Annotated in this window: 22 protein-coding genes and 2 pseudogenes; 16 read left to right on the plus strand and 8 right to left on the minus strand. The window is 59.3% G+C overall.

From position 1 onward, the window contains the following. Positions 1-30: 30 nt before the first annotated feature. Positions 31-2109 (plus strand): copper-translocating P-type ATPase, encoded by a 2079-nt coding sequence (locus CKW16_RS10840; RefSeq protein ID WP_176471539.1) that lies wholly within the window; start codon positions 31-33, stop codon positions 2107-2109. 117 nt (positions 2110-2226) lie between these two features. Then, complete coding sequence (locus CKW16_RS10845; protein ID WP_095128412.1) at positions 2227-2472, plus strand: heavy-metal-associated domain-containing protein; 246 nt, start codon at positions 2227-2229, stop codon at positions 2470-2472. A gap of 24 nt (positions 2473-2496) precedes the next feature. Here the strand turns inward: CKW16_RS10845 and CKW16_RS10850 are convergent, their stop codons facing one another. Continuing rightward, positions 2497-3840 carry a sensor histidine kinase KdpD gene (locus CKW16_RS10850; protein WP_095128413.1) on the minus strand — a complete coding sequence of 448 codons (1344 nt, stop codon included), beginning with the start codon at positions 3838-3840 and terminating at the stop codon, positions 2497-2499. Beyond that, positions 3837-4496 carry a response regulator transcription factor gene (locus tag CKW16_RS10855; protein WP_095128414.1) on the minus strand — a complete coding sequence of 220 codons (660 nt, stop codon included), beginning with the start codon at positions 4494-4496 and terminating at the stop codon, positions 3837-3839. Before CKW16_RS10855 ends, CKW16_RS10850 begins: the two co-directional genes overlap by 4 nt. Before the next feature lie 132 nt (positions 4497-4628). Here CKW16_RS10855 and CKW16_RS10860 point away from each other — a divergent pair, with 132 nt between their 5' ends. From CKW16_RS10860 to CKW16_RS10880, 5 genes and pseudogenes are all read left to right on the plus strand, one after another. Then, complete coding sequence (locus CKW16_RS10860) at positions 4629-4952, plus strand: PepSY domain-containing protein (RefSeq protein ID WP_033060166.1); 324 nt, start codon at positions 4629-4631, stop codon at positions 4950-4952. Positions 4953-5045: 93 nt separating this feature from the next. Next, positions 5046-5516: a DUF2271 domain-containing protein gene (locus CKW16_RS10865; protein WP_095128415.1), complete on the plus strand. Its 471-nt coding sequence runs from the start codon at positions 5046-5048 to the stop codon at positions 5514-5516. A 25-nt stretch (positions 5517-5541) separates the two neighbouring features. Next, positions 5542-7722 carry a PepSY domain-containing protein gene (locus tag CKW16_RS10870; protein ID WP_095128416.1) on the plus strand — a complete coding sequence of 727 codons (2181 nt, stop codon included), beginning with the start codon at positions 5542-5544 and terminating at the stop codon, positions 7720-7722. Continuing rightward, positions 7706-8677, plus strand: coding sequence for an FAD:protein FMN transferase (locus CKW16_RS10875; RefSeq protein ID WP_256580468.1), 972 nt, complete (start codon positions 7706-7708; stop codon positions 8675-8677). Before CKW16_RS10870 ends, CKW16_RS10875 begins: the two co-directional genes overlap by 17 nt. 68 nt (positions 8678-8745) lie before the next feature. Next, positions 8746-9085, plus strand: a pseudogene (locus CKW16_RS10880) (VIT1/CCC1 transporter family protein); the annotation flags it as partial. Positions 9086-9139: 54 nt separating this feature from the next. Here CKW16_RS10880 and CKW16_RS32830 read toward each other — a convergent pair. Further along, positions 9140-9223 carry a hypothetical protein gene (locus CKW16_RS32830; RefSeq protein ID WP_371918017.1) on the minus strand — a complete coding sequence of 28 codons (84 nt, stop codon included), beginning with the start codon at positions 9221-9223 and terminating at the stop codon, positions 9140-9142. Between the two features lie 329 nt (positions 9224-9552). Between CKW16_RS32830 and CKW16_RS10895 the strand changes: the two genes are divergently transcribed. From CKW16_RS10895 to CKW16_RS10905, 3 genes are all read left to right on the plus strand, one after another. After that, a complete protein-coding gene (locus tag CKW16_RS10895) occupies positions 9553-9987 on the plus strand; it encodes a YeeE/YedE family protein (RefSeq protein WP_095128417.1) in 435 nt (144 codons plus the stop codon). Between the two features lie 2 nt (positions 9988-9989). After that, positions 9990-10409 carry a DUF6691 family protein gene (locus CKW16_RS10900; RefSeq protein WP_095128418.1) on the plus strand — a complete coding sequence of 140 codons (420 nt, stop codon included), beginning with the start codon at positions 9990-9992 and terminating at the stop codon, positions 10407-10409. 231 nt (positions 10410-10640) lie between these two features. Continuing rightward, on the plus strand, positions 10641-11720 hold the full coding sequence (locus CKW16_RS10905; RefSeq protein ID WP_095128419.1) for an ArsO family NAD(P)H-dependent flavin-containing monooxygenase: 1080 nt from the start codon (positions 10641-10643) through the stop codon (positions 11718-11720). 215 nt (positions 11721-11935) lie between these two features. On the opposite strand, the gene CKW16_RS10910 is transcribed toward CKW16_RS10905, so the two are convergent. Both CKW16_RS10910 and CKW16_RS10915 read right to left on the minus strand, forming a co-directional pair. Further along, positions 11936-14776 carry a cation-translocating P-type ATPase gene (locus CKW16_RS10910; protein ID WP_095128420.1) on the minus strand — a complete coding sequence of 947 codons (2841 nt, stop codon included), beginning with the start codon at positions 14774-14776 and terminating at the stop codon, positions 11936-11938. A gap of 28 nt (positions 14777-14804) precedes the next feature. Continuing rightward, positions 14805-17116 (minus strand): annotated as a pseudogene (locus CKW16_RS10915) (heavy metal translocating P-type ATPase). A 280-nt stretch (positions 17117-17396) separates the two neighbouring features. On the opposite strand from CKW16_RS10915, the gene CKW16_RS10920 reads away from it, so the two are divergent. The 5 genes from CKW16_RS10920 to arcC all read left to right on the plus strand — a co-directional run bounded on the left by CKW16_RS10920 (position 17397) and on the right by arcC (position 23269). Beyond that, positions 17397-18887 (plus strand): basic amino acid/polyamine antiporter, encoded by a 1491-nt coding sequence (locus tag CKW16_RS10920; RefSeq protein WP_095128421.1) that lies wholly within the window; start codon positions 17397-17399, stop codon positions 18885-18887. A gap of 88 nt (positions 18888-18975) precedes the next feature. Continuing rightward, a complete protein-coding gene (locus tag CKW16_RS10925) occupies positions 18976-19518 on the plus strand; it encodes an Hsp20/alpha crystallin family protein (RefSeq protein WP_095128422.1) in 543 nt (180 codons plus the stop codon). Between the two features lie 427 nt (positions 19519-19945). Further along, positions 19946-21202 (plus strand): arginine deiminase, encoded by a 1257-nt coding sequence (arcA, locus tag CKW16_RS10935; protein WP_095128423.1) that lies wholly within the window; start codon positions 19946-19948, stop codon positions 21200-21202. Positions 21203-21272: 70 nt separating this feature from the next. Next, positions 21273-22283 (plus strand): ornithine carbamoyltransferase, encoded by a 1011-nt coding sequence (locus tag CKW16_RS10940; RefSeq protein ID WP_095128424.1) that lies wholly within the window; start codon positions 21273-21275, stop codon positions 22281-22283. A 56-nt stretch (positions 22284-22339) separates the two neighbouring features. Beyond that, positions 22340-23269, plus strand: a complete 930-nt coding sequence (gene arcC / locus CKW16_RS10945) for a carbamate kinase (RefSeq protein WP_095128425.1) — start codon at positions 22340-22342, stop codon at positions 23267-23269. Between the two features lie 63 nt (positions 23270-23332). Here arcC and CKW16_RS10950 read toward each other — a convergent pair whose 3' ends face one another. The 3 genes from CKW16_RS10950 to CKW16_RS10960 form a co-directional block, all read right to left on the minus strand. Further along, on the minus strand, positions 23333-24706 hold the full coding sequence (locus tag CKW16_RS10950) for an MBL fold metallo-hydrolase RNA specificity domain-containing protein (RefSeq protein WP_256580470.1): 1374 nt from the start codon (positions 24704-24706) through the stop codon (positions 23333-23335). 99 nt (positions 24707-24805) lie between these two features. Next, on the minus strand, positions 24806-25726 hold the full coding sequence (locus CKW16_RS10955; protein WP_095128510.1) for a universal stress protein: 921 nt from the start codon (positions 25724-25726) through the stop codon (positions 24806-24808). Positions 25727-25804: 78 nt separating this feature from the next. Further along, the gene (locus CKW16_RS10960; RefSeq protein WP_095128427.1) at positions 25805-26059 is read right to left on the minus strand and encodes an Lpp/OprI family alanine-zipper lipoprotein; all 255 of its coding nucleotides are present in this window, start codon (positions 26057-26059) and stop codon (positions 25805-25807) included. A gap of 233 nt (positions 26060-26292) precedes the next feature. Here CKW16_RS10960 and CKW16_RS10965 point away from each other — a divergent pair, with 233 nt between their 5' ends. Continuing rightward, positions 26293-26940 carry a BON domain-containing protein gene (locus CKW16_RS10965; RefSeq protein ID WP_095128428.1) on the plus strand — a complete coding sequence of 216 codons (648 nt, stop codon included), beginning with the start codon at positions 26293-26295 and terminating at the stop codon, positions 26938-26940. Positions 26941-26947: the final 7 nt, after the last annotated feature.

The raw sequence follows: 26947 nt of genomic DNA on the forward strand, positions 1-26947 counted from the left end.
TCAGCGGCTACCGCTGAATACACCTGCCCCATGCATCCGGAAATCCGCCAGATCGGCCCCGGCACCTGCCCCAAGTGTGGCATGACCCTGGAGCCGGTGATCCCCGAACTGGAGGAAGAAGAGAACCCCGAACTCAAAAACTTCACCCAGCGCTTCTGGTGGACATTGCCACTGACAGTGATCGTCACCGTGCTGGCCATGGGCGGCCATACCCTGGTGCTGTTCCACGGCCCCACACAAAACTGGATCGAGCTGGGACTGGCAACACCTGTGGTGCTTTGGGCCGGCTGGCCATTTTATGTGCGCGGCGTGTATTCAGTGATTCAACGCAGTCCGAACATGTGGACACTGATAGGTCTTGGCACGGCCGCGGCCTTCCTTTACAGCGTCGTCGCCACCCTGGCCCCCGACGTCTTCCCCAGCACGTTCATGATGGACGGTCGCATCGGTGTGTACTTCGAGGCGGCGGCGGTGATCATCTCACTGACCCTGCTCGGCCAGATACTCGAGCTCAAGGCTCACTCGCAAACCTCGGCCGCCATCAAGTCGCTGCTCGGACTGGCACCCAAAACCGCCCGACGGATCAATGCAGACGGCACCGAAGAAGACATCCCGTTGACCCACGTACACAGCGGCGACACCTTGCGCGTGCGACCAGGCGAAAAAGTGCCCGTCGACGGTCAAGTGCTGCAAGGCGAAAGCGCTGTGGACGAGTCGATGCTCACCGGAGAACCCATACCGATCATGAAGAGTGCCGGTGACGCACTGATCGGCGCCACCCTCAACCTTCACGGTAGCCTGGTGATGCAGGCACAGAAAGTCGGATCGGCCACCCTGCTCGCGCAGATCGTCCAGATGGTGGTGCAGGCACAGCGCTCAAAAGCGCCGATGCAACGTCTGGCCGACGTGATTGCCGGCTACTTCGTGATCGTGGTGATCACCATCGCCGCGCTGACGCTGGTCGCCTGGGGGCTGTGGGGGCCCGAACCAAGCTGGGTATTTGGCCTGATCAACGCCGTAGCGGTAATGATCATCGCCTGTCCCTGTGCCCTCGGATTGGCGACCCCAATGTCGGTAATGGTCGCCACCGGCAAAGCTGCCGGCGGTGGCGTCTTGTTTCGCGATGCCGCCGCCATCGAGAACCTGCGCAAGATAGACACCTTGATTGTCGATAAGACCGGCACACTCACTGAAGGTCGGCCAGCGTTCCATAGCGTCGAGGCTGCACCGGGATTTACTCAGGATGAAGTGCTGCGCCTGGCGGCGTGCCTCGATCAGGGCAGCGAGCACCCGTTGGCTCAGGCCATCGTCGAGCAAGCCCGCGCCGCGGGCCTGACGCTGAGCACACCTGAAACCTTCGAGTCCGCCTCTGGTATTGGCGTAAGCGGTCAGGTCGAGGGGCGCCGCCTGACGTTGGGCAATACCGTGCTGATGCATGAGGCTGGCGTCTCCACCGAGAGCCTGCAAGTACAGGCCGAGACGCTACGCAGTGACGGCACGAGCATCATGTTCCTGGCGGTCAATGGCGTCCTGGCGGGATTACTGGCTGTAGCCGATCCCATCAAACCTACCTCGAAGCTGGCAGTCGAGCGTCTACAGGCAGACGGAGTCAAGGTCATCATGGCCACTGGCGACGGCCTTACGACGGCCCGTTCGGTGGCTCGTCAATTGGGTATCGAGGAAGTGCATGGAGAGGTTAAACCGCAAGACAAAGAGCGCCTGGTCGCTGCTCTGCAACAGACCGGGCACCGTGTAGCGATGGCTGGCGACGGCATCAATGACGCCCCTGCACTGGCGCGCGCCGATGTGGGTCTCGCCATGGGCACTGGCACTGACGTGGCGATGAACAGCGCTCAGGTCACCTTGGTCAAGGGCGATCTGCTCGGCATCCTGCGTGCTCGCAGCCTATCAGTAGCAACGGTGAGAAACATGCACCAGAACCTTGCCTTCGCCTTCCTTTACAACGCCATGGGTATCCCGTTGGCCGCCGGTTTGCTCTACCCGCTTACCGGCCACCTGCTGTCGCCACTGATTGCCGCACTGGCTATGAGCGTGAGTTCGGCGTCGGTGGTATTTAACGCGTTGCGCCTGCGCCAGGTTTTAATTTAATGAGCGATAAAGGCTGCTTGACCTTACCGTCGTGGCAAGGTCGAGAATAAAACCAGGGTCGCGAAAAAGCCGCATACATTGGCCGTTTCACGATCAATTCCTTATGAGGAGTCATTGATGAACAGCGTTGAACTGCAAGTCCAGGGCATGAGCTGTGGCTCCTGCGTCAAACAGGTAACCCAAGCGTTGCGCGCGCTCAACGGAGTCAGCGAAGTGACTGTCGACTTGCAATCCGGACGAGTGAGGGTCAACGGTAATCCGGACAGCAATGCATTGCTTGCAGCCCTGCAAGAAGCCGGCTATCCAGCACAGACTACGGAAGGCGCCCAGAGCGAGAAGAAAATCGCAGGTTGTGGCGCTTGAAGTGTACGTATGCGAAGCATGCCCTCAGCCTTCGACAGTCGACGCGAGCGGAAACCAGACGCAGACTTCGAATCCTTCCGTTCGACCTGTCGCCGGCGACACCAGCCGTATTTTCGCGTTGACTCCCTGCACAATAGTTTTGGCAATTGCCAACCCCAACCCTGAACCGCTGGTTTCACTGTTACCCCGCACAAAACGCTCGGTGAGGCGCTGCAGCACCGGCTCGGGCACTGCCGGACCACCATTGACCACCCGTAGCAGCGCTTGGTCGGTGAGGCTGACTTCGACCGGTTGATCCGCGGCGCCATACTTGAGCGCATTCTCGATCAGGTTGCGCAACAGGATGGCGAAGGCGTCCGGATCAATCGTCGAGTACACACTCGTCTGGGTTGGCAGGTGCAACACGATCCGGTGCCCACTGCTGTGGTTCCACTCATCGACCACATGGGCCAGCAACGGAATGAGGTCCTGGGGCGTTTCGGACAACAGCCCTCCTCCCTCGGCCTTGGCCAGTTGCACGAGTTTTTCCGAGAGCCGCGCCAGTTCGCGCAATGAGGTTTCGATTTTAGCCGCGCGCAACCGCAACGGGCCTTCAGGGGCTTCGTGACGCAAACGCTGGATCTGCGCCAGGGTCGCGGCCAGTGGCGTGCGTAATTCATGGGCGCTGTTGGCCGTAAAGCTGCGCTCGGCTTCCAAGGCCTTGCGCAAGCGTTCCAGCAGATGATTGACCGCCTCGGCCAGCGGGGCGATTTCCGCCGGCAATCGCGCCACGTTGATCGGCGACAGATCACCCACGCCGCGAACCTCCACGGCACGACGATAGGCCAATACACTGCGCAGGCTGATGCGCACAAACATCCAGGTGCCAAACAGGCTGATGGGAATCAGCGCCAATAACGGCAACAACAAGGCAAGCAACGCTTCGCGGGCGGCTTCACGGCGATGTTCCAGAGGTTCGGCGATTTCGATATACACTGTTTCACGCAGCGCACTGGCGGCGTAGAGACGGTATTTTTTAGTGGTTGAAAAACCTTCGGCCGGTTGTTGGTTGAAGATCTTCGGGTTGGCGTCGTGGGACTGCATCAGGATCTCGCCCTTGGCATCGCGCACCAGATACGTCAGGTATTCCTTGTGCATTTTCAGGGTGGCGACATGTTGTGCCTCACGAGGGTTTTCCCGGTTGCTGATTTCCAGCACGGCCAGGGGCAGGATGCGCTGCGCGGTCTCTTCCAGCGCGCTGTCGAACGCCTCGTTCAATTCATGTTGCACCACCAGCCAGGCGCCGACGGTCGCCGCCAGCCACAGTAAGGTCGTGCCCAACGTCAATCCCAGGCCGAGACGTTTTTGCAGGCTTGATGACGGCTTCATGCGGACATCAACCGGTAGCCCATGCCGCGCACGGTTTCAATCAGGTCGCGCCCGAGTTTTTTACGCAGACGGCTGATATAGACCTCGATGGTATTGCTCTCGATTTCGGCGCCGAAGGCATACAGCCGTTCTTCAAGCTGCGACTTGGACAGCAGCGCGCTGGGGCGCTGCATAAACGCCTCGAACAGCGCCCACTCCCGCGCCGTGAGGTCCACCGTCGCACCGGCTCGCTGCACCGTGCGGGCACTCATGTCGACCTGCAAATCACCGAGCCTGATCTGCGGATTGGGGTTGCCGCTATAGCGCCGAGCCACCGCCGCCACACGGGCCGAGAGCTCAAACAGGTCGAACGGTTTGACCAGGTAGTCGTCGGCGCCCGCGTTGAGGCCAGCGATGCGTTCGGAAATCTGATCCTGGGCAGTCAGGATAATCACCGGGGTCACGTCCCCTGCCGAGCGTTGCTGACGCAAAAAATCCAGCCCGCGACCGTCCGGGAGCATCAGGTCCAGCAGGATCAGGTCGTAAGGCGTGGTGCGCACGCTGTTGCGCGCATGGTCCAGGCGCTGCACCCAATCGACTGCATGGCCGTCATCGGCGATCTGTTCGCGCACCGCCTCCCCCAAGCCTGGTGCGTCCTCGACCAATAAAACCCGCATCTGGCATCTCCCGTGATGGTTGTCGTGCAGCACCTTAATCGCCTTACCTGACGTGAATCTGAAGATTCAGCTGGTTGTCAGGAATGCACCTTAGGGTATGCCACAGACGCCGACCTCGGCAGGAGACAGATCATGAAATCAGGCTTTATTGCCAATGCCGCGCTGTTGAGCTTGCTGCTTAGCGGTTACGCCCTGGCCGATGACGACTGCAGCGACCCGGTGAGCGACTGGCAGCCGCGTGAAACCTTGCGTCAGCAGGTAGAGCGGCAATACGGCTGGAGCGTGCAGCGCATCAAGGTCGACGACGGTTGTTACGAGCTCAAGGGGTTGGACCGCAAAGGCAATGCCATCGAAGCCAGCTATTCACCGGCATCGCTGCGCCTGCACACACTCGAGATCCATTTCCGCGACGACGGCGATGCCAGGGATTACCTCGGCAGCCCGCTCACCGAATGACGCCTCACCTGTCGATGAGTTTTTCCTGCACTTCAGGTTGCTGTCAGCCAGCAGGTCCAGGCTCTCGACCTAACGATCAAAAGGACACCCACCATGAAAAAAATCATTGCAGCAACGTGCCTCGCCGCCGCCATTGCTCTGTCGGGGCTGGCCCAGGCCCGCGAAGTGACCTTGACCACCCAGCTCAAAGACTACAGCGGCAATGATGCCTACCTGGCGATCTACGTCACCGACGCCAATGGCCAATACCAGAAAACCCTCTGGGTGGCGGGCAAGAAGGCCAAATACTACAAGCATCTGGGCGACTGGGCCCGTGGCAGCGGGATGAACCCGAGCGAGTTTGACGGGGTTAGCGGCGCCAGTGTCGGCAGCGGGCGCACACTCAAAGTCAGCGTCGAACTGGCAGACACCCTGATTGATGCCGGGTATCAGATCCGTATCGACAGCTCCGTCGAGGACAAACGTGACGCCCGCGCCGATGTCAGCGTGCCCCTGACGTCCAAGGGTGCAGGCCAGCCGGTGACCGGCAGTACCTACGTCGAGTCCTTTACTTACGATCTGTAGCACGTGCCCTTTCTGGAGGCTGACCATGCTTCGCCAGTTCCATTCCCTACCTGGCCTGATCGCCGCCCTGTTGGTCATGCTGTTGGCCATCAGCGGCGCGGTGCTGTCTGTCGACCCGGCCCTGGAACGCCTGCACAGCACGTCCACTCCTGCCGGACAACTCAACGTCGGCCAACTGGCCGGGCGCGTTGCCAGCCACTTCCCGGGCGTGGAGCAGATCCAGCGCACAGCGTCCGGCACGGTGATCGTCTACTACAACCAGAACGGTCAGGCCGGGGTGGAAAAGGTCGACCCACTGACCGGCCAAGGCCTCGCACCGTACGAGCCATCCGCGTTCTCACGTTGGGTGAAAGACCTGCACCGCTCGCTGTTCCTTGGCACGCCGGGCCATGGGGTGTCGGGGGTCGGCGCGCTGTTCATGCTGATGCTGTCGGTGTCCGGTGCGCTATTGCTGGCACGGCGCCTGGGTGGCTGGCGCAACCTGCTGCGGCCACTGAGGGGCACCTTCAGCCAGCGCTGGCATGCTGAAGTCGGGCGACTGGCCTTGCTCGGGCTGCTGCTGTCGGCATTTAGCGGGCTCTACATGTCCGCCACCACCTTTGGTTTTATCGCCGACGGCAGTGAGAGTGAGCCCGCCCTCCCCGCCCACGTCAGCGCCGGCCCGGCCTTGCCGGTGGCGAACCTGCAAGCCTTGCAGGCCACCGACCTGAATGACCTGCGCGAGCTGGTCTACCCCAGTCCCGGTAACCCGAAGGACGTGTTTTCCCTGCGCACGGTCCAAGGCGACGGCTACGTGGATCAGGCCAGCGGCGCCTTGTTGTCCTATCAAGCCCACGACTCGATGCACACCCTCTACGAATGGATCTATCAGCTGCACACCGGCGAAGGCCTCTGGTGGCTGGGCCTGCCGCTTGGGCTCTGCGCCCTTTGCGTGCCGTTGATGAGCGTGACCGGCATCCTGTTGTGGTGGCGCCGCCGCAAGGCGGGCCCGAACATCCGCCACAACAGCCCTGCCCACTCCGCCGACAGCGTGATTCTGGTGGGCAGTGAAAACAACAGCACCTGGGGTTTTGCCAAAACCTTGCACGACGCCTTGCACCAGAGTGGCCATCAGGTGCACAGCGCGGCGATGAATGAATGGGTGGGCGATTACCACAATGTCCAACGGGTGTTCATCCTCACCGCGACCCATGGTGACGGCGATGCGCCGGCGTCGGCTTCGCAGTTCCTGGCGCGGCTGGCCAAAACCGGCCTCAAGCCCGGCCTGCCCTTTGCGGTGCTGGGCCTGGGGGACCGCCAGTTTGCGCAGTTCTGTCAGTACGCCCATCAGGTGCAGGATGCGATGTTGCAGGCCGGTGGCTCGCCGTTACTGGGGCTGGAAACCGTCAACCGCCAGTCCTCTCAGGAATTTGCGCGCTGGGGCCACGCGTTGGGCGAAGTATTGGGGCAGGATCTGGTGCTGGTTCACACCCCGCAGCAGCCGCGTACGCATCAATTGTTGCTGACAGAGCGCATTGCCTATGGCGAACAGGTGAATGCGCCGACCCACGTACTGCGCTTCAAGGCACCCGGCGAGCTGCCGGGCTTTCTGGCCGGTGACCTGATCGGGATTCTGCCCCCGGGCAGCCCGATCCCGCGTTTCTACTCGCTGGCCAGCGGTTCGCAGGACGGCGTGCTGGAGATCTGTGTGCGTAAACACAACGGCGGCATGTGCTCGGAATTCCTTCATGGCCTGAACATCGGCGCGCAGATCGACGCTTTTATCCAACCCAATCCGCAATTTCGTCCGGCATCGGGCACGCACCCGGTGATCCTGATCGGCGCCGGTACCGGCATCGGTCCTCTGGCCGGTTTTATCCGCAACAACAAGGCCCGACACCCGATGCACTTGTATTGGGGCGGGCGTAACCCGGCCTCGGATTTTCTCTATGAACCGGAGCTCAACCAATACTTGTCGGACCGACGCCTCACGGCATTGCGCGCCGCCTTCTCTCAGGTTCAGGACCGCAGCTACGTGCAAGACCGGCTGATCGGCGATGCCCTGGCCTTGCGCCGACTGATTGAAAAAGGTGCCCAGGTGCTGGTGTGTGGCAGTCGCGAAATGGCCAAAGGCGTGATGCAGGCCCTCGATGAAGTGTTGGCGCCTCTCAACTTGAGTGTGCTGACCCTCAAGGCACAAGGACGCTACCGTGAAGACGTTTACTGAGTTGCAGCGCTATAGCCTGAACGGCGACACCATGGGCACCCGCTACACCGCCCTGTTCTATGCCGGGGCCGGGATCGATACCGACGACGTTGGCCAGCGCCTGGCGCGCGTCGTGGCCCGGGTGGACCAGCAAATGTCCACCTGGAAACCCGACTCGGACCTCAACCGCCTCAACGCCGCCACCGAGCAGGAATGGGTGTCTGTGCCCAAGGAACTGGCGACGGTGCTGTCTGCGGCACTGCGTGTCAGTCAGCAATCCGGCGGCGCCTTCGACATCGCGGTCGGTGATCTGGTTAACGCCTGGGGGTTCGGCCCCGGGGAGCAGACGGTCACAGAGCAGGCGATCGGCACGATTGCGCCGCGCCCCCGACTGTCAGCCAGCGCCGCGTTGGTGGTTGACCCGCAACGCAATCAGGTGCGCAAGCGCGTGCCGTTGAACCTTGACTTGAGTGGCATCGCCAAAGGTTTTGGTGTGGATGAACTGGCGCGTTGCCTGGAGGGTTTGGGCATCACCCGCTACCTGGTTGGCATCGATGGGGAGATGCGCGCCCGGGGCGTCAAACCTGACGGCCAGTGCTGGGCCGTGGCCCTGGAAAAGCCCAACCGGGGCGTGCGTGAAGTCATGGGCGTGATGGAACTTAGCGATGCCGCCATTGCGACCTCCGGGGACTATCGACATTGGGTCGACGTGGCCGGTCGATCCTATGCTCATACCATGAACCCGGCCACCGGCGCACCGCTGTGCAGCCCGCTCGCCGCCGTTACCGTGGTGGTGGCCTCGTGCATGCTCGCCGATGCCTGGGCCACGGCGCTGATGGTCCTGGGCGAAACCGAGGGCCCACGTCTGGCTCAGGAGCGCGGAATGGACGCGTTGTTCGTGCTGCGCGAGGGTGAACAGTTCAAAGAAATATCCATTGTCGGCGGTCAGTTGCAGGCGCAGATTGAAACCCGCTGACGCCGTTTGCCGGACCGCTCGGAGCGCGTCCGATTTGAACCGCCTAAAGACAGTGAGTCCCGTTAAACAATGAAATGATTGTCTCAACCGCCAGTCTGCTGATCGGCGTCGCGGCTGCCAATGCCAGCCACGCCACGTTGTTGGTCACCGGAATGGCCGGGCTGGTGGCGGGCGCCAGTTTCGTGGGGTGCTGCGTTGCCTTTGGCGGTGGTTTTCATCGCGCCAGCGCAGAGCGCTGTGCCATGGATTTGCGGTATGTCGCTGGTATTTCTCGGCGGCCTGGGGGGCTATTGCAGCCACGGCCGGTGGTGCCATATTCATGATCGGCGCCTGGCGCGTGACACTTTTGGGCGCACTGCCATGGGTATCACGGAGCTGGTGGGATCGCTGTTCGGAGCGGTGGTTTAATACTGGCGAAGTTTTTCTGGTGGACGTTCAAGCGTTCATTCATGTTGTCGGTACTCAATGCAGGAACTTGATCCAACCCGCAATTGCAAGTGCAGCAAAACAGGTCCAGCCTGAAAACAACCAACGCCAGACGAACATCCGCGGGACAAATCCCACGCCCCTCTTACAAAGGCCACGCTCATGGCCGCAAACAATGCCATGGCCAGAGCAAGGTCGGTTTTATCGTCGGGGTTGCCATCAAGGGGATAGAGCCTGCAGACGAACATTATCGCGGCAGCAATACACCAATCTGACAGCACAGTCCGTCCTTGCAAGTTCGGTGGCCGTTATAGCACTGGTTTCCATTTCCGGCGTTGCTGCAAACTCGGCAGCCGGGCGCTTGCGGTGGACAGTCGCCATTGCGTTTTCCATCGGAGCATTGGCGGTAATCCGCACCCTGTAACTACAATTTTCGCTGGAGAAGGCTCATGAATGTCGATTGGCTTAACTTCACTCCCTGGTCATCCCTGGCCGGTGGCGCATTGATTGGTCTGGCTGCCAGTCTCTTCGTCGTCGCCAACGGGCGTATCGCAGGCATCAGCGGTCTGATCGGCAGTCTTTTACAGCATCGGAGCGAGGGGGCAATTGAGAAAGCGCTGTTCCTCCTGGGCCTGCTCATCGCTCCGCTTTTATGGGGACTGTTTGCCACCCTGCCCCACATTGAGTTCCAGAGCGGCTGGCTCGGACTTACCGTCGCCGGCGTATTGGTGGGCATCGGCACCCGCTACGGCTCGGGCTGCACGAGTGGACATGGGGTATGCGGCCTATCACGCCTTTCGCGGCGCTCTATGGTCGCCACGGTGTGTTTCATGTTCAGTGGTTTCGCTACGGCGTTTGTCTTGCGTCATTTGCTGGGAGGTTGAACATGATCAAACTGAGTGCATTCATTGCCGGCCTGCTGTTCGGCTTGGGTCTACTTCTGGCGGGCATGGCCAACCCGGGAAAAGTACTGGCTTTCCTGGATTTAGCCGGTGCCTGGGACCCTTCCCTGGCGTTGGTCATGGTTGGGGCAATTGGCGTAGCCATCGGCCCGCTCACCTGGGCACGCCAGCAATCGAGCTCGCTACTCGGAAAACCCATGCAGATACCGATCAAACGTGAGTTGGACCCGCGCCTGATTGGCGGCAGTCTGTTATTTGGCATTGGCTGGGGAATAGCAGGCATCTGTCCTGGTCCCGCAGTGGCCATCCTGTTAACTGGACACTGGCAAGCCTTCGTATTCATGTTAGCCATGCTGGCTGGCATGTTGTTGTTCACTGCGCTGGAGACCCGGCGCAGCCATTGATAGGGAGATCGCCATGAACGTAGTCTTTTAGGTAGAGCGGCGCTGGTCCAATAATGTTCACCCTCTCAGTGCCTAGTGAGTGGTCGGGAACAGCGCATCGAACTTCATGCTTATGATCTAACGCATCCAAACGTCAAGCGCTGCGCGGATAGCAGCATACCGTTTATATGAGCCAGATCAGATTGTTTAAAAACCGAGGACTCCCGTCCAACATTGATCCAGGGTTTTCCCATGACTCATTCGCTTGCCAGCCCGTTAGACGTCGTCATTATCGGTGGGGGCCAATCAGCCTTGTCGGTAGCGTACTTCCTGCGCCGCACTCAACTTACATTCGTTATCCTAGACGCCGAGGAAGAACCAGGTGGCGCTTGGCGCCACGGCTGGAATTCACTGCGTCTATTCTCCCCGACTACCTGGAGTTCGATCCCCGGCTGGATGATGCCGACTATGGGAGAAGGCTACCCCACACGAAATCATGTGATTGACTACCTCAACCAGTATGAACAGCGCTACCAGTTTCCAGTTGAACGCCCGGTGCGGGTCACTTCTGTGGAGCGTACGGAATCAAGCTTACGAGTACGTTCCGGCGACAAGCATTGGGATGCCAAGGTTGTTGTCAGCGCTACAGGCACCTGGAGCAACCCCTACATCCCTCGCTACCCGGATGCTGAGTTATTCGTCGGTCGGCAGTTGCACTCCGCGCACTATGCCGAAGCCCAACCGTTCGAGGGCAAGAAAGTATTAGTGGTAGGTGGCGGTAATTCAGGAGCACAGATTTTGGCCGAGGTATCCAAGGTCGCCAAGACTATCTGGGTGACCCCCGTCGAACCGTTGTTCTTACCGGACGATGTGGATGGGCGAGTACTGTTCGAGCGCGCAACCGAGCGCTGGAAAGCCCAACAGAGCGGGCGTGTCATTGAGCAGCCTGTTGGTGGCTTGGGTGACATAGTCATGGTGCCGCCAGTTGTCGAAGCCCGTGCGCGCAATGTTCTCAAGTCTGTACGCCCTTTTGAACGTTTCACTCGCAACGGCGTGATGTGGGTCAATGGCTCAGAATCTGCAGTGGACGTGGTGATTTGGTGCACCGGATTCAGACCAGCCCTACAGCATCTGGATACGCTAGGGGTGATCAACACCGAAGGCCGCGTTGAGGTCGAAGGTACCCACTCGACTCAAGAACCAAGGCTATGGCTGGTCGGCTATGGCGAGTGGACAGGTTCAGCTTCTGCCACCTTGATCGGCGTAACACGCACAGCACGCAGCACAGTCAGCGAGATCGTAGCCTTACTCACTGAGCAGCCCATTGCCTAGTGCGTCTGCACCTTAGGAGTAGTGGGCATGGACGAATTGATTGTGCGTTGGCTTGAGCGAATATGTCGTTTGTGTCTCCTAACTCCACCTGTTTTGGGCCTCCCTATAGCACGACGCTGACGTGAAGAGCCGAGGTCGAGTTCAAAAATGAAACTGCCTCCGGATAGTCAGTAATCCGCTTTTGCTGTATCAAAAGCCGCTTTTAACACTGGCCGTTAGAAGATCCTCCGCTTCTGGTGCAGGACGGCTTTTCCCTGATGCAAACGCATACCCAGCTTGCGCAACTCGCTAAACCAGAAGACTGCGCTAGCCATTGCCAAACACAGTCCCCACTGGCCCAGCGTCAATGCACTTGTGTCGAAAGCCTTGTTGAGTGGTGGCCAGTGCACCACTGCAATCTGCAAGACCAATGCCAGCGCGATTGCGCCCCACAGCCATCGGTTAGCGAACAACCCGATGAACGCACTGGCCAACTCCGAGCGGGCACTCAGCGCATTGAATAGTTGCGCCAATACAAGGACCGTAAAACCGGCAGTGCGTGCCTGAACCAACGACTCATTACCCGCTATCAACCCTCCCGGCAGCATCCAGTCGACCGTCAATAAACTCACCAATGCCATAACTAAACCGATCTGGAGTACGCCGACCCACATGCTTGAATCGATGATTCGATCCGATGGCTTGCGCGGGCTGCGTGTCATCACATCCTCGCTGTGTGGGTCAATGCCCATGGCGATGGCAGGTGCGGCATCCGTGATCAGGTTAATCCATAGAATCTGGGTGGCCAGCAGCGGCAGGATGATCCCGCCCTCCTCATCCACCAGGCCGACGACGCCGGCCCCGACGACGGCAAGGAAGACCATCAGTACTTCACCCATGTTGGAAGACAGCAAGTAACGAAGGAACTTGCGAATATTGTCCAGAATCCCGCGCCCTTCGCGAACGGCCAACACAATGGTCGCGAAGTTATCGTCAGCCAGAATCATTTTACCCGCCTGCTTGGTCACCTCCGTTCCGGTGATGCCCATGGCAATGCCGATATCGGCTGACTTAAGTGCGGGTGCGTCATTTACACCATCCCCGGTCATCGCCACCACATGTCCCTGCACCTGAAGCGCATCGACAATCCTCAGCTTATGCGAGGGTGCCACACGTGCATAAACAGAGGTCGATTTGACGGCCTCGGCCAAACCCGCGTCGTCCAGCTTATCCAGATCGGCACCGGTCAATGTCCCGCCACCAGCCTGGATGATGCCCAGGTCCTCGGCGATGCGGGCCGCCGTTCGCGGATGGTCGCCCGTGATCATAATGATGCGGATGCCTGCTCGATGGGCCTCGGCAATGGCCGGTGCGACTTCTTTGCGCGGTGGGTCGATGATGCCGACCGTACCGATAAAAATAAGCCCTGCCTCAAGGGCTTCACCGGCCGCAACATCTTCACCGACCGCCAAAGGACGGTACGCCACGGAAAGTGTGCGCAACGCGGCACCCGACAACTCATTCACATCGGCCACGGCTTTTGCACGAAGGTCGTCGGTCAGTGGCATGACATCCATGCCGACCTGAACCTGTGTGCAATGTTGAAGGAGTACATCCGGCGCACCCTTGCTGATCAGGAGTCGCTCATCGCTGTGCTCGTGATCGATGACCAGTGCCGACATCATTTTTCGATCGGAGGTAAACGGTATTTCCGCCACGCGTTCGAAGCGTTCGATGTTGCGTGCAGGTGCATCAAGTTTGCGCTCTGCCACCAGAAAGGCACCCTCGGTCGGATCTCCCCGAATCACCCAGATGCCATCTTCCTGCTGCGCAAGCGCGGCATTACCGGCCAGGCTTCCGCCACGCAACAACAGGACATTTTCGCTGTGCGCCGGGCCGCCGGCCATGGGCTGATCCTGGTGATGAATCTGGCCCTGCGGGGCGTAACCGACACCGCTGACCACGGCTTTGCCGGATGCCGTCATGGTTTGCTGGATGGTCATTTCGGATCGAGTCAGCGTACCAGTCTTGTCGGTGCAGATGACTGATGCAGACCCCAGAGTCTCCACTGAAGACAGTCGTTTGATGATGGCTTTGCTGCGGGCCATCCGCAGCATGCCGAATGCGAGCACCAGTGATAGAACGGCAGGTAGTCCCTCTGGCACCGCAGCCACCGCCAGGGACACACCTAGCAGGAGAACCCGCAGCACATCGTCGACAGTGTGAATTTCAGAGAGCATCAGTACTGCCACAACGACAACCGTAGCGATCACCAGAACAGCAATACCGAGCATCCGCCCTATTGCGCGCACTTCCTTTTGCAGAGGCGTCACCTCTTCGGACGTGACATCCAGCAGATGAGCTATCGCCCCTACTTCAGTCGCCATACCGACTGCCGTGACAACGCCGACCCCCGAACCCTGGGCGATGGCGGTGCCTTTGAACACCATATTGGAGCGCTCTGCCAAAGGCACTTCGGTGCGCAAACGCGCTGCATTTTTCGAGACCGGTTCACTCTCTCCAGTCAGCGATGCTTCCAGTACCCGTAAGGCATTGGCCTGAATGAGTCGAGCATCGGCGCCCACAGAATCGCCCTCGGATAACACCAGCAGATCACCGATCACCAGGTGGTGACTGGGGATGCGCGACAACACTCCGTCGCGGATGATTGTGGAGGTGGATTGAGTCAGTTTGGCCAATGCCGCAACCGCTCGTTGCGATCGGGTTTCCTGGAAAAACCCCAAAAGCGCATTAGCCAGTACAATCAGCATGATGACCACGGCATCAACGGGCCATTCTCGACCCTCTACAAGGAACCAGCTTCCCAAGGTAATGGCCACTGCGACAAGCAACAGATAAACCAGCGGATCTCTAAATTGCGCCAGCAAGTAATGCCAGGCCGGTTTGACAGGTTGAGTGCGCAACTCATTGGCCCCGTCATGGCTCAGATGCATTTTCGCCTGTGCACTGGACAAGCCTGCGCGGGAGTCAGAATCCAGCTCACGGACGATCGTTTCTATGTCTTCGAGGTATGGAGAAGCGATACAACGCTTGCCACGCTCATCGGTCTTACTCATTTCATCCCCTTTTGCCGGACTTAATTTTCTAGCGCCAATCCAGATAACGAAACAGCTCCTCCTCCTGATCAAAGTGCAGTCGCACGAGGGTATCCAGACGAATCAGCTGATGCTGAATCTCATCAGCAGGTGCCGTTGCGGGGTCGGAACTGAAGTCGCTACTCATGCGCGTCAGTAAATGGATAAGGCGAAAAATCTCCCGGTGAGAGTGGCTCATAGCCGACATCGGGTCCTCGCCCGGCATGCTTCGCGTCAGCAGCGGGTACAGTGTGTTTTCATCTTCCCGCTCATGCTGCGCCAGTGATGTTTGCAGCTTGTTGACCAGTTGCACCAAGTCGGTCTGTGCTTGCGCAAGTGGGCGCTGGGCAAAGTCATTGGCCAGTTGGTGCAGCTCGCTCAGTACGGTGGAGAGTTGCTGGTGCTCATCTTGCAGGCGATCGATATGCTCTGCGGCAAGCTTTCGTTTCCTCAGCTCCCACGATGACCCCAGTGCCCGCAAGGCGTTAAGGATGATCACCACGTCGATGCCCTCCTGCACCACGGCGCCAATCAGCGGCGGCAGGTAACCGAGGGCCGCCACCGCCATGGCCAGCAACGACATCCCCATGCCGACCAGCACACCCTGGCGGGCGATGTAGCGGGTGCGTCGGGCAATGTCCAGCGCCTCGACCAGACGATCCAGACGATCCACCAGCAGCACAACACCAGCGGCTTGTGCAGAAGCAGTGGCACCGCTGGCCCCCATGGCCACGCCGACATTCGCCGCTGCCAGCGCGGGGGCGTCGTTGATGCCATCGCCAACCATCAATGTGCTAGTGCGCAGGCAACCTTGCTGTACCGCACGCACTTTATCCTCAGGGGTCAACCCGGCATGCAGCTCGTCAATCCCGGCAGACAGCGCAATCATCTCGGCGGTTTCCAGGCGGTCCCCGGTTAGCATGACGATCTTTTCGATACCTCTATTGCGCAGTCGACGCAGAGTCTGCGGAGTTTCGCGCCGAACGTTGTCCGAGAAAATCAGCAGGCCCGCGAGTTTCCCATCCACGTCGATGAAGCTTCCACTGCACGCCAGGTAATCCATGCGCCGTAGCATGGCGGCGACCCAGTCAGTTCCAGGGGCGTCTTTGTGAGCAAAAGACAACGTGCCGAAACGCACCTGCACGCCATCGACATGCCCACAAAGTCCAGAGCCTGGGCTTTCTTCTACTTCCTGCGGGACGCTGAGAGGCAATTGACGCTGATGCGCCGCTTCAACAATTGCCTGGGAGATAGGATGCGTCGAGGCCTGCGCCAGTGAAGCGGCCAGGCCAAGCAGGCGCTGCGGATCGGCCAGTCCGTTGACCTCTATCGACTGCAGACGGGCATGGCCGCTGGTCAGCGTGCCGGTCTTGTCGAGGAACACCTGCTTGATTCCGGCCAACGCTTCCAGGGTCACGCCGTCCTTGATCAGGATCCCGCGCCGCGCTGCCCTGGAAATCCCCGACATGATGGCAATCGGTACAGCCAGAATCAAAGGGCAAGGTGTGGCCACCACCAGAACCGCCAGCGCTCGCAAAGGATCACCACTCAAATGCCAGGCCAATCCGGCAATCAGCAACGTCAGTGGGATGAAGAACAATGCATAGCGGTCGGCCAGGCGCACGAAAGGTGCGCGCGAACGACGTGCTTCCTCAGCCAGCCGCACTATGCCGGCATAGGTACTCTGCGCAGCCGTTCGCGTGGCGAATTACTCTGCGCAGCCGTTCGCGTGGCGAATAGCAGGATGGGCGCACCGACATTGGATACGCCACTGGGCAGTTGCTCGCCCTCTCGACGGGTTACGGGCAACGACTCACCACTGAGCGCCGATTCGTCGAGAATGGCCGCATGACTCAGCAGGCGACCGTCGACCGGTATCACCTCCCCCAGCCGCACCAACAATGTCTGATGCAGTTGGACCTGCTCAACGGGGATCTGGCGCAAGCCACCCTCCTCCTGCAACCAGGCAAAACGTGGCGCCCGGTCGATGAGCGCACGAAGCTCGCGGTCGGCGCGTTGCTTGGTGAAAAACTCCAGGGTCCGGCCGGTCGCCAGCATCAAGGCAATCACCGCCGCCACGAGTGTCTGCTCAAAGACCAGGGCGGCAGTGATCGACAGCAGCGCGATCAGGTCGACACCGGCCTCGCGCCGGGCCAGGCGCCTGACGATCTCAATGAGCAGGACCGCGGACATCACCAGACTGCCTGCGGCCCAGCACATCGATGCCCAATCAGGTTCTTGCGCAACATACGCAACGCCGCCGGCCAGCAGCGCCAGAGCGGTGAGCAGCAATAGAACGGGGTCCAGCCATTTGCTGAGCATCGAAGTGAGTTCCTCAAAAGCGATTTGCATGCCTCGCTGTAAAAACATCTGTCGCTCATCGAGGTAGAGCTTAGGACTCGAATGTCTTTCGTGTCCGGCGAGGCGCCACAATTGAAGCGTTGGACACAACGGAGGTCATGGCTGTGCCCGGACAAACCAGGTGTTTGCCCTCTTTCTGATCTAAATCAACCAGGCCTTGGACGTTCACGTAGAAATTAGAGTCAGCAGTCGTACCATCACATTCAATGGATGCAGAAACTCTCGTTTCGTGGAGGCTCCCATGGCTACGCACCTGCAAGGCACCCAACCGGTCGTCCCGCCGACTGCCCACCCACTTGCAGGCAGTTTGCGAAAGGTGGAACCCAAGCGCCTGTCCTTGAGCCTGCTGATTGCCCTGGTGGTCGGTTCGATGATCGGCAGCGGCATTTTCAGCCTGCCGCAAAACATGGCAGTCAGTGCGGGTGCCGGGGCGATCCTGATTGGTTGGCTGATCACCGGCGTCGGCATGCTGTCGCTGGCGCTGGTCTATCAGATCTTGTCCAACCGCCAACCGGCGCTGGACAACGGCGTGTTCGCCTACGCCCGCGCCTTGGGTGGCGAATACCTCAGCTTCAACTCAGCCTGGGGCTACTGGATCAGCGCCTGGATCGGCAACGTCAGCTACCTGGTGATTTTGTTCGCTGCGCTGAGTTATTTCTTCCCCCTGTTCGGTGAAGGCAATAACAAAGCTGCGATTGCCGGGGCGTCCGTGGTGCTGTGGTCGTTGCACTGGATGATTCTCAGGGGCATGCACACGGCAGCGCGCGCCAACGCGTTGACGACGGTGGCCAAGATCGTGCCGTTGCTGCTGTTTATTGGTGTGGTGATAGCGGCTTTCCAGCGTGAAACCTTCAGTGTCGACTTCTGGGGGGCGCCCGCGCTGGGCAGCACCCTCGATCAAGTCAAAAGCACCATGTTGGTGACTGTCTGGGTGTTCATCGGGATCGAGGGCGCCAATGTGTTCTCTGCCCGCGCAGCGGAGCGGGCCAATGTCGGCCGCGCCACGGTCATCGGCTTTGTCATCACCCTGTTGCTGTTGATTGCAGTGTCGTTACTCTCGCTGGGCATTCTCAGACAACCTGAACTGGCCGCACTGAAAAATCCTTCGATGGCCGGCGTGCTTCAGGCCGCAGCCGGGCCATGGGGCGCGGTGTTGATCAGCATTGGCTTGATCATTTCGGTGGGGGGCGCCCTACTCGCCTGGACGCTGCTGGCGGCGGAATCGGTGTTCACACCGGCCAAGGAAAAGGTCATGCCGGGCGCGCTGGCCGTGGAAAACACCCAGGGTGTGCCGGCCAATGCGCTGTGGATCACCAACAGCTGCATTCAACTGTTCCTGCTACTGACGCTGTACTCGAGCGCCAGTTACCTCGCGCTGATTTCCCTGGCCACCTCGATGATTCTGCTGCCGTACCTGTTCAGCGGGCTGTATGCGCTGAAACTGACCTGGCAGGGCCAGACCTATGCCGGCCACCGCGCCCTGCAACTACGCGACATGGCCATCGCCTCGATCGCCACACTGTATTGCCTGTGGCTGCTGTATGCCGCCGGGCCTAAATACATGTTGCTCAGCGCTTTGCTCTACGCCCCCGGTTCGTTGATTTACCTGGCCACCATGAAGGCTCGTCAGGGGCAACCGCTCAGCGGCCCCGAGACGGGACTGTTGATCATTATCTGGACGGCGGCAGCCTTCGCCGGCTGGATGCTGTGGTCCGGAACACTGGCGTTGTAGGGGCAGTGTCATGTGTTTGTTCTGTCGTGGTGGACCGGCAAACGGGGTGTTTGCGATCCATCTCTATCACCCAAGAGGAGAAATCAAAATGAGCAACAGCGAAAAAAAAGTGCCGGTTCATAGCGACAACAAAGCCAGTCAGCATCCGGTGGCAACAGACCTCTGGCGCCCCCTGGAAAAACTCCGCCAGCAGGTTGATCACTTGTTCGAAGACTTCAATCGCGGCTCTGGGCTGTCGCCATTCGGTCGCGGGCTGTTCGATGTCGAGCCGCTCTGGCGTCGGGAGCTGATTGGTCACAGCCTGCCTGCCGTGGACATCACCGAGAAAGACAAAAGCTTCGAAATCACTGCCGAACTGCCCGGCATGGATCAGAAAAACATTGAGATCAAACTGTCCAACGGCAGCCTGATCATCAAAGGCGAAAAGAAAGAGGACAAGGAAGAAAAAAGGAAGGGCTATCACCTCAGCGAGCGTCACTACGGTTCCTTCGAACGGGTGTTCAACCTGCCCAAAGGAGTCGATGCCGAGAAGATCGACGCGAGTTTCAGCAAGGGCGTGCTGAGCATCTCGCTTCCGAAAAAGCCCGAAGCCATGAAAGCTGACAAGGTCGTGCCAATCAAAGGCGACTGATTCTCAGGCTGTCCTGCCCCTGCCAGGAAACTGGCGGGACAGAATTGAGGGCGTCTCGCAACCGACCATACAGGGTCGGGGTCGGCACACTCATCGTGGCGTCGCCCACCACCGACCAGTGACGTATGTGCAAAGCAGCACCACAGGAAGCCGCCAGCGTCGAGGCCAAGTCGAGATTCGCTCAGTTCCGCCAGCTCATCTTTGATTTTCTCGAACCTGGGTCCGAAGCAGGCGACCCCCTACTTCCGTTGGCGAGAAACTACGGGGGGGCGGGTTAATAAGCGCAAGCCATGTTGCTGTTCAAGGCGGCCATGGTTTGGCTAAGGATATCCGCACAACCCGCCGCGCGTATGCCGTTTAAGTTTCCTGACCCTTTAAGCCCCTCGTTGTGTAGAGGGAATGAGTTGTCATCTGGAGGATCACTGCAATGACCACGGAAAAAGTTAAGTACGGCGTACATTCCGAAGCCGGCAAACTGCGCAAAGTCATGGTTTGCTCTCCAGGCCTGGCCCATCAGCGGCTGACCCCGAACAACTGCGACGAGCTTCTTTTCGATGATGTGCTGTGGGTCGCCCAAGCCAAGCGCGACCATTTCGACTTCGTCACCAAAATGCGCGAGCGCAATGTCGACGTACTGGAAATGCACAACCTGCTGACCGACATCGTCGCCATCCCTGAAGCCCTGAACTGGATCCTGGAGCGCAAGATCACCGCCAATTCAGTGGGCTTGGGCCTGGTCAACGAAGTCAGCTCGTGGCTGCGCAGCCTGGAGTCGCGCAAGATTGCCGAGTTCCTGATTGGCGGCGTGTCGGCGGATGATCTGCCGGACAGCTTCGGCGGCAAGACCATTCAGATGTTCCGCGATTTCCTCGGCCACTCGAGCTTCATTCTGCCGCCGTTGCCCAACACCCAGTTCACCCGCGACACCACCTGCTGGATTTTCGGTGGCGTGACTCTGAATCCGATGCACTGGCCGGCGCGCCGTCAGGAAACGTTGCTGGCCAGTGCCATCTACAAATTCCACCCGGAGTTCACCAACGCTGACTTCCAGATCTGGTATGGCGATCCGGATCAGGAACACGGCAACGCCACACTCGAAGGCGGCGACGTGATGCCAATCGGCAACGGCGTGGTCTTGATCGGCATGGGCGAACGGTCGTCGCGCCAGGCCATCGGCCAACTGGCGGTGAACCTGTTCAAGCACAACGTCGTAGAGCGCGTGATTGTCGCAGGCCTGCCGAAATCCCGCGCAGCGATGCACCTGGACACCGTGTTCAGCTTCTGCGACCGCGACCTGGTGACGATTTTTCCGGAAGTGGTCAGCCAGATCGTCGCCTTCACCCTGCGCCCTGACGACAGCAAACCGGGCGGTATCGACATTCGTCGCGAAGAAACCAACTTCCTCGACACCGTGGCCAAGGCTCTCAACCTGAAAACGTTGCGCGTGGTGGAAACCGGCGGCAACAGCTTCGCCGCCGAGCGCGAGCAGTGGGACGACGGCAACAACGTGGTGGCCGTGGAACCGGGCGTGGTGATCGGCTACGACCGCAACACCTACACCAACACCCTGCTGCGCAAGGCCGGTATTGAAGTCATCACCATCAGCGCCGGCGAACTCGGTCGCGGGCGTGGTGGTGGCCATTGCATGACCTGCCCGATCATCCGCGATCCTATCGACTATTAATTCCTGTGCCCTGCTTCGCGCTCATAAAGCGGGAGGCAGGTGGATAACCCAAACTCAAGGAGATCCCATCATGGCTTTCAACATGCGCAACCGCAGCCTGCTCTCGCTGATGCACCACACGACTCGCGAGCTGCACTACCTGCTGGACTTGTCCCGTGACCTCAAACGCGCCAAGTACACCGGTACCGAGCGTGCGCACCTGCAAGGCAAAAACATCGCACTGATCTTCGAAAAAACCTCGACCCGCACCCGTTGCGCCTTCGAAGTCGCGGCCCACGACCAAGGCGCTCACGTCACCTACATCGACCCGGTGTCGTCGCAGATCGGCCACAAGGAAAGCATGAAGGACACCGCCCGCGTGCTGGGGCGGATGTTCGACGCCATTGAGTACCGCGGCTTCGAACAGGAAATCGTCGAAGAGCTGGCCAAGTTCGCCGGCGTGCCGGTGTTCAACGGTCTGACCGCTGAATTCCATCCGACGCAAATGATCGCCGACACCCTGACCATGCGTGAACACAGCGACAAGCCGCTGCACGACATCAGCTACGCCTACCTCGGCGACGCCCGCTACAACATGGGTAATTCACTGCTGATGATCGGCGCCAAACTGGGCATGGACGTGCGCATCGCCGCACCGAAAGCCTTGTGGCCGCAGGCTGATTTCATTGCTCAATGCAAAGCCTTCGCCGAAGACAGTGGCGCACGCATCACCATCACCGAAGACCCGAAAGAAGCGGTCAAAGGCGTGGACTTCATCCACACCGACATCTGGGTGTCGATGGGTGAGCCCGTGGAAGCGTGGGACGAGCGCATCGAGCAACTGCTGCCGTATCAGGTGAACGCCGCCATGATGAAAGCCTCCGGCAATCCGCGCGTGAAATTCATGCACTGCCTGCCGGCGTTCCACAACAGCGAAACTAAGGTCGGCAAAGACATCGCCGCGCGCTATCCGTACCTGGCCAACGGTATTGAGGTGACTGAAGAGGTCTTCGAATCGCCGGCCAACATCGCCTTTGAGCAAGCGGAAAACCGCATGCACACCATCAAGGCGATTCTGGTGTCGGCGTTGGCAGATATCTAACCGTATCGATCGTCTCCACGTATCGCGCGGAGCGATATTACTAAAAGGAATGCATTATGCGTATCGTCGTTGCTTTGGGCGGTAACGCCCTGCTCCGCCGGGGTGAACCCATGACCGCGGACAACCAGCGCGCCAACATCCGGATCGCCGCTGAGCAGATCGCAAAGATCCACCCTGGCAACCAACTGATAATCGCCCACGGCAATGGTCCACAAGTCGGCCTGCTGTCGTTGCAAGCGGCGGCCTACACCTCGGTGTCCCCTTACCCGTTGGACGTGCTTGGCGCCGAAACCGACGGCATGATCGGCTACATCATCGAGCAGGAACTGGGCAACCTGCTGGACTTCGAAGTGCCGTTTGCCACGCTGCTGACTCAGGTCGAAGTCGACGCCAACGACCCGGCGTTCCAGCACCCAAGCAAACCCATCGGCCCGGTCTACACCAAGGCCGAAGCGGAAAAACTCGCCGCGGAAAAAGGCTGGGCCATTGCCCCGGACGGCGACAAATACCGCCGTGTGGTCGCCAGTCCAAGACCGAAACGTATCTTCGAAATCCGCCCGATCAAATGGTTGCTGGAAAAAGGCAGCATCGTGATTTGTGCCGGCGGTGGCGGCATTCCGACGGTGTACGGCGCCGATGGCAAACTCCAGGGTGTGGAAGCGGTGATCGACAAGGACCTGTGCTCGGCGCTGCTGGCCGAACAGCTGAACAGTGATCTGTTGGTGATCGCCACCGACGTCAACGCCGCCTTCATCGACTTCGGCAAACCCACCCAGAAAACTATCGCCCATGCTCATCCTGATGAACTGGAAAAACTTGCCTTCGCGGCCGGCTCCATGGGGCCAAAGGTGCAGGCAGCCTGCCAGTTCGCTCGCAACACCGGCAAAGTGGCAGCCATCGGGTCACTGGCCGACATTGAAGACATCGTCAACGGCGCAGCAGGCACTCAAATCAGTACAACCGAGGAAGGTATCCGCTTCCGTTGACATTGCTTGTGGGTACTGAAGGGCACCCGCTGATGAGCGGTACTCTCGTCAGCGTAATGAACTTCAAGGCTGATCAATTTGGATTAGTTCGACGCTGTCGCGATACTCCGGCACCGAAACCGACCACCCCAATTCCAGGCTGATACGTCGACGCAGTACATCCGAAGCATTGGGCTCGCCGTGCACCACGTAGGTGTGTTTCGGCGGCCGCTTGAATCCGCGCAGCCATTGCATGATTTCATCGGCGTCGGCGTGCGCGGACAGGGTTTCCATCGGCACCACCTCAGCCCTTATCGGTACATCCTTGCCGTGAATGCGCACCGAAGGAGCGCCCGCAATAATTTGCGCGCCACGGGTACCGCCGGCCTGGAAACCAGGTACGAGTAACGTATTGATTGGGTTGGGGGCCAGCGCCTTGAGGTGGTGGATCACACGCCCCCCCGTGGCCATGCCGCTGGCAGCGATAATCACCGCCGGGGTGCGCTGCTGATCCAGTTTGATCGAATCCGCGGTGGTGCGCACGAACTGTGCGACGTGACACATGCCTTCGCATTCTTCGGGGGACAACCGGTGCTCGCTGCGAAAACGCTGGTACAAACTCGTGACGTCGGAGGCCATCGGGCTGTTGAGATAGATCGGCACATCGGGAATCGCGTGTCGTTGTTTCAGCCGATATAGGTGGTACATCAACAGTTGGGCGCGCCCTACTGCGAACGACGGAACCAAGGTGATGCCATGACGCAGCGTGGTGCGGGTGATGACTTCGGCCAATTGCGCCTCAGGCGACTCGACCGGATGTTTGCGATCACCATAGGTCGATTCCACCAGCAGGTAATCAGCCTGCTCGACGGTTTCTGGAGCGAACATCAATGGATCATCTGGCCGCCCCAGATCCCCTGAACAGACAAGCGTGATGCCATCGGCGATCACCTCCACCGTAGCCGCGCCCAATATATGCCCCGCGCAACGAAGCTGGATGGTCATGCCCGGGACAATTTCGACCCTGTGATGCAACTCCACTGGTCGTAACAGTTTCAGCGCCCGCTCGGCATCTTGCTCGGTATAAAGTGGCAACGCCGGTTTGTGCCGGGAGAAACCATGCCGATTGGCGAACTCGGCGGCCTCTTCCTGTAAGCGGCCGCTGTCCAATAGAAGGATCCTTACCAGCTCACAGGTGGCGGGTGTGGCATAAACCGCACCGCGATAACCGCTACGCACCAATACGGGCAGGTAGCCGCTGTGATCCAAGTGGGCATGGGTAAGGACGATGGCGCCGAGGTTGCCAACCGGGAGCTGGAACGGGTCCCAGTTATGCAACCGCAGTTGTTTATAGCCCTGGAACAGGCCGCAATCGATCAGTACGTGTTGGTCGCGATGTTCCAGCAGGTATTTGCTGCCGGTGACCGTGCCTGCTGCACCGAGAAATGTCATTCGCATGACCGTCTCCTTGAACATTCATGGGAGCGCTATTGATCGCTCCTTTTGGCGCAAGAGCCGTTGATTTTTATCAACAGCAGGTGCGACCGGGTCGTCGTTTCAGTCAAACCAAGGCAATGACTTGACGATCGTCAAGCTGCACGGGGCCCTGTTCAGTACGCTCTCGGCGGTACTGCCGATTAACCTGTCGATCCCGTGGTGATAGACCGTGCCCAGCACCACCATGTCGAATGCATTCTGTTGGGCGAAAAGTCCGATCACCTTGTGGGGAATGCCGGTCAGTAGATGTTGGCATTTTTTTTCGATGCCATAGCGTTCGACAAGTACCTCAAAGGCCTCCTCCTGGGCATCGTTGACTGCGTCTCTCAAATTGTCATCCAGACTCAGTGTCGGCACACTCCTCGTAGCGTCGCCCATCACCGACCAGTTATTGACATTCAACACGTGCAAGGCGGCGCCACAGGAGGCCGCCAACGTTGAGGCCAGGTCGAGAATCCGGTCATTGAGCCCTTGGGTCAGCTCCTCCAGATGGGACAGATCGATGGTCGCTAGAATTTTCAACGGTTTGGGATTCTTAGCTTCAGTAACCAGATGCAAGGGGGCCGGACAGTTGCGCAGCAACAGCCAGTCCAGGGGCCGATGGAACGCGCGATCGAGTGCCGGTACATGCTGGGTGTCCTTGATCACCAGATCCGCATGGAAGTCATTGACGTACTCAAGCATATGCGCCGGGGTGGATTTGGCCCAGACCACCTCGGTGGTTACCTGCAACCCGATGCATCGCTGAAACCGGGCTTGCTGCTCCAGCCAGTGTCGATGCACCTGCAAGTAGCCCTCCCGTGCCTGGGCCATCGCATCGTGATCAAACAGCCCGGCCACCGCCAGCGCTTGCACATAGTCGAATGCGACGATGTGCAACAAGGCTCCGGTGGCACAGGCCAGTGCATGCGCCCGGTCAAACGCCGGGGTGCGGGTCATTTCGCTGGGGGCAATCAATAGGATACGTTTAAGTTTCAGCATCATAGACCTCGTCCTTGGAACGCGTTACCTGCCTGACTGCAAACCCGACTTCCTGTCAGGGACTCGTGCAATCGCTCATTACTTGCCAGACGCTTTATTGGTCATCCGACTGGCGCGTACCTTCTCCTCATCAGCAGTGCGTAGCGCCTGACTGGCCGTTGCCTGCGCCTGTTCCGCCTTGATGTAGGCCTCATCGGCCCTGAGTCTCGCCGTTGCGGCATTATTTTCGGCGGCCTCCAATCGGGCGTCGAATTCCTGAGCGTGCTTATGACTGCAACCGGCAGTCGATGCCAACAAGACGCTCAGCAATACAAAGGACAAGCGCTTATTCATGACTTTTTCCCCTCGGTTTAAAGCAACTGGAAAAGCTATAGATAGTTGACCCAAGTATCTGACGTTATCGCCTGCACACTCTGATTTTTGTCAACTAATGGCCCGCTGGCGATTAGTGAGGAACTCACTGAAGCCTTGTTGATTTAACTCAATGTCTTTGCGCTGCTCAGGCGTAAAAAAAAAGAACCGGGCGCTGCGTCCCGTCAATAGCGCATCAAAAAGAGGACACCGTCATGAGCGACTTGAGCCTGCGTAAAACTATTTTGGAAGAGCTGGAATTCGTGCCGGAAATCGATGCTGCCAACATCGGCGTTGCGGTGGACAATGGCGTCGTCACGCTCTCCGGTCACGTCAGCAGCTACACCCAGAAAATCAGTGCGGAACGCGCGGTGAAAGGCATCAAAGGCGTTCGTGCGCTAGCCGATGAAATTCAAGTCAGGCTGGCCAAAAACACTGGTACTTCGGACGACTCGATCGCCACCCGCGCCTTGAAAATCATCAATTGGAGTTCTGACGTTCCCGAAGGCGACGTCAAAGTCATCGTGCAGAGCGGACGGATCACCCTGGAAGGCCAAGTGGACTGGCAATACCAGAAAGAAACCGTGGAGCGGTCGGTGCGCAAGTTATCCGGCGTGGTTGGCGTGAGTAATCGCCTCACCTTGCGCCCTCGGCTGGATGTCTTCGATATCCAGCAACGTATCGAGGCAGCGCTAAAGCGTAGCGCCGAAGTGGATGCCCAGGAGATTCACGTCACTGTCGAGGGTGATGTGGTGAGACTCGAAGGCCGGGTTCACTTGTGGCGCGAACGCCAGATCGCGGAACGGGCTGCATGGTCGGTGCCGGGCGTAAGCAAAGTGGAAGACCATTTACTGCTTGCGTGAGCTAATA

The sequence above is a fragment of the Pseudomonas sp. Irchel s3h14 genome (genome assembly GCF_900187425.1).
Lineage (GTDB): Bacteria > Pseudomonadota > Gammaproteobacteria > Pseudomonadales > Pseudomonadaceae > Aquipseudomonas.

Coding starts and splice junctions, on each gene's coding strand:
- CKW16_RS10840 (WP_176471539.1), top strand. CDS start 31: ATGCATCCGGAAATCCGCCAGATCGGCCCCGGCACCTGCCCCAAGTGT.
- CKW16_RS10845 (WP_095128412.1), top strand. CDS start 2,227: ATGAACAGCGTTGAACTGCAAGTCCAGGGCATGAGCTGTGGCTCCTGC.
- CKW16_RS10850 (WP_095128413.1), bottom strand. CDS start 3,840: ATGAAGCCGTCATCAAGCCTGCAAAAACGTCTCGGCCTGGGATTGACG.
- CKW16_RS10855 (WP_095128414.1), bottom strand. CDS start 4,496: ATGCGGGTTTTATTGGTCGAGGACGCACCAGGCTTGGGGGAGGCGGTG.
- CKW16_RS10860 (WP_033060166.1), top strand. CDS start 4,629: ATGAAATCAGGCTTTATTGCCAATGCCGCGCTGTTGAGCTTGCTGCTT.
- CKW16_RS10865 (WP_095128415.1), top strand. CDS start 5,046: ATGAAAAAAATCATTGCAGCAACGTGCCTCGCCGCCGCCATTGCTCTG.
- CKW16_RS10870 (WP_095128416.1), top strand. CDS start 5,542: ATGCTTCGCCAGTTCCATTCCCTACCTGGCCTGATCGCCGCCCTGTTG.
- CKW16_RS32830 (WP_371918017.1), bottom strand. CDS start 9,223: ATGTTCGTCTGGCGTTGGTTGTTTTCAGGCTGGACCTGTTTTGCTGCA.
- CKW16_RS10895 (WP_095128417.1), top strand. CDS start 9,553: ATGAATGTCGATTGGCTTAACTTCACTCCCTGGTCATCCCTGGCCGGT.
- CKW16_RS10900 (WP_095128418.1), top strand. CDS start 9,990: ATGATCAAACTGAGTGCATTCATTGCCGGCCTGCTGTTCGGCTTGGGT.
- CKW16_RS10905 (WP_095128419.1), top strand. CDS start 10,641: ATGACTCATTCGCTTGCCAGCCCGTTAGACGTCGTCATTATCGGTGGG.
- CKW16_RS10910 (WP_095128420.1), bottom strand. CDS start 14,776: ATGAGTAAGACCGATGAGCGTGGCAAGCGTTGTATCGCTTCTCCATAC.
- CKW16_RS10920 (WP_095128421.1), top strand. CDS start 17,397: ATGGCTACGCACCTGCAAGGCACCCAACCGGTCGTCCCGCCGACTGCC.
- CKW16_RS10925 (WP_095128422.1), top strand. CDS start 18,976: ATGAGCAACAGCGAAAAAAAAGTGCCGGTTCATAGCGACAACAAAGCC.
- arcA (WP_095128423.1), top strand. CDS start 19,946: ATGACCACGGAAAAAGTTAAGTACGGCGTACATTCCGAAGCCGGCAAA.
- CKW16_RS10940 (WP_095128424.1), top strand. CDS start 21,273: ATGGCTTTCAACATGCGCAACCGCAGCCTGCTCTCGCTGATGCACCAC.
- arcC (WP_095128425.1), top strand. CDS start 22,340: ATGCGTATCGTCGTTGCTTTGGGCGGTAACGCCCTGCTCCGCCGGGGT.
- CKW16_RS10950 (WP_256580470.1), bottom strand. CDS start 24,706: ATGCGAATGACATTTCTCGGTGCAGCAGGCACGGTCACCGGCAGCAAA.
- CKW16_RS10955 (WP_095128510.1), bottom strand. CDS start 25,726: ATGCTGAAACTTAAACGTATCCTATTGATTGCCCCCAGCGAAATGACC.
- CKW16_RS10960 (WP_095128427.1), bottom strand. CDS start 26,059: ATGAATAAGCGCTTGTCCTTTGTATTGCTGAGCGTCTTGTTGGCATCG.
- CKW16_RS10965 (WP_095128428.1), top strand. CDS start 26,293: ATGAGCGACTTGAGCCTGCGTAAAACTATTTTGGAAGAGCTGGAATTC.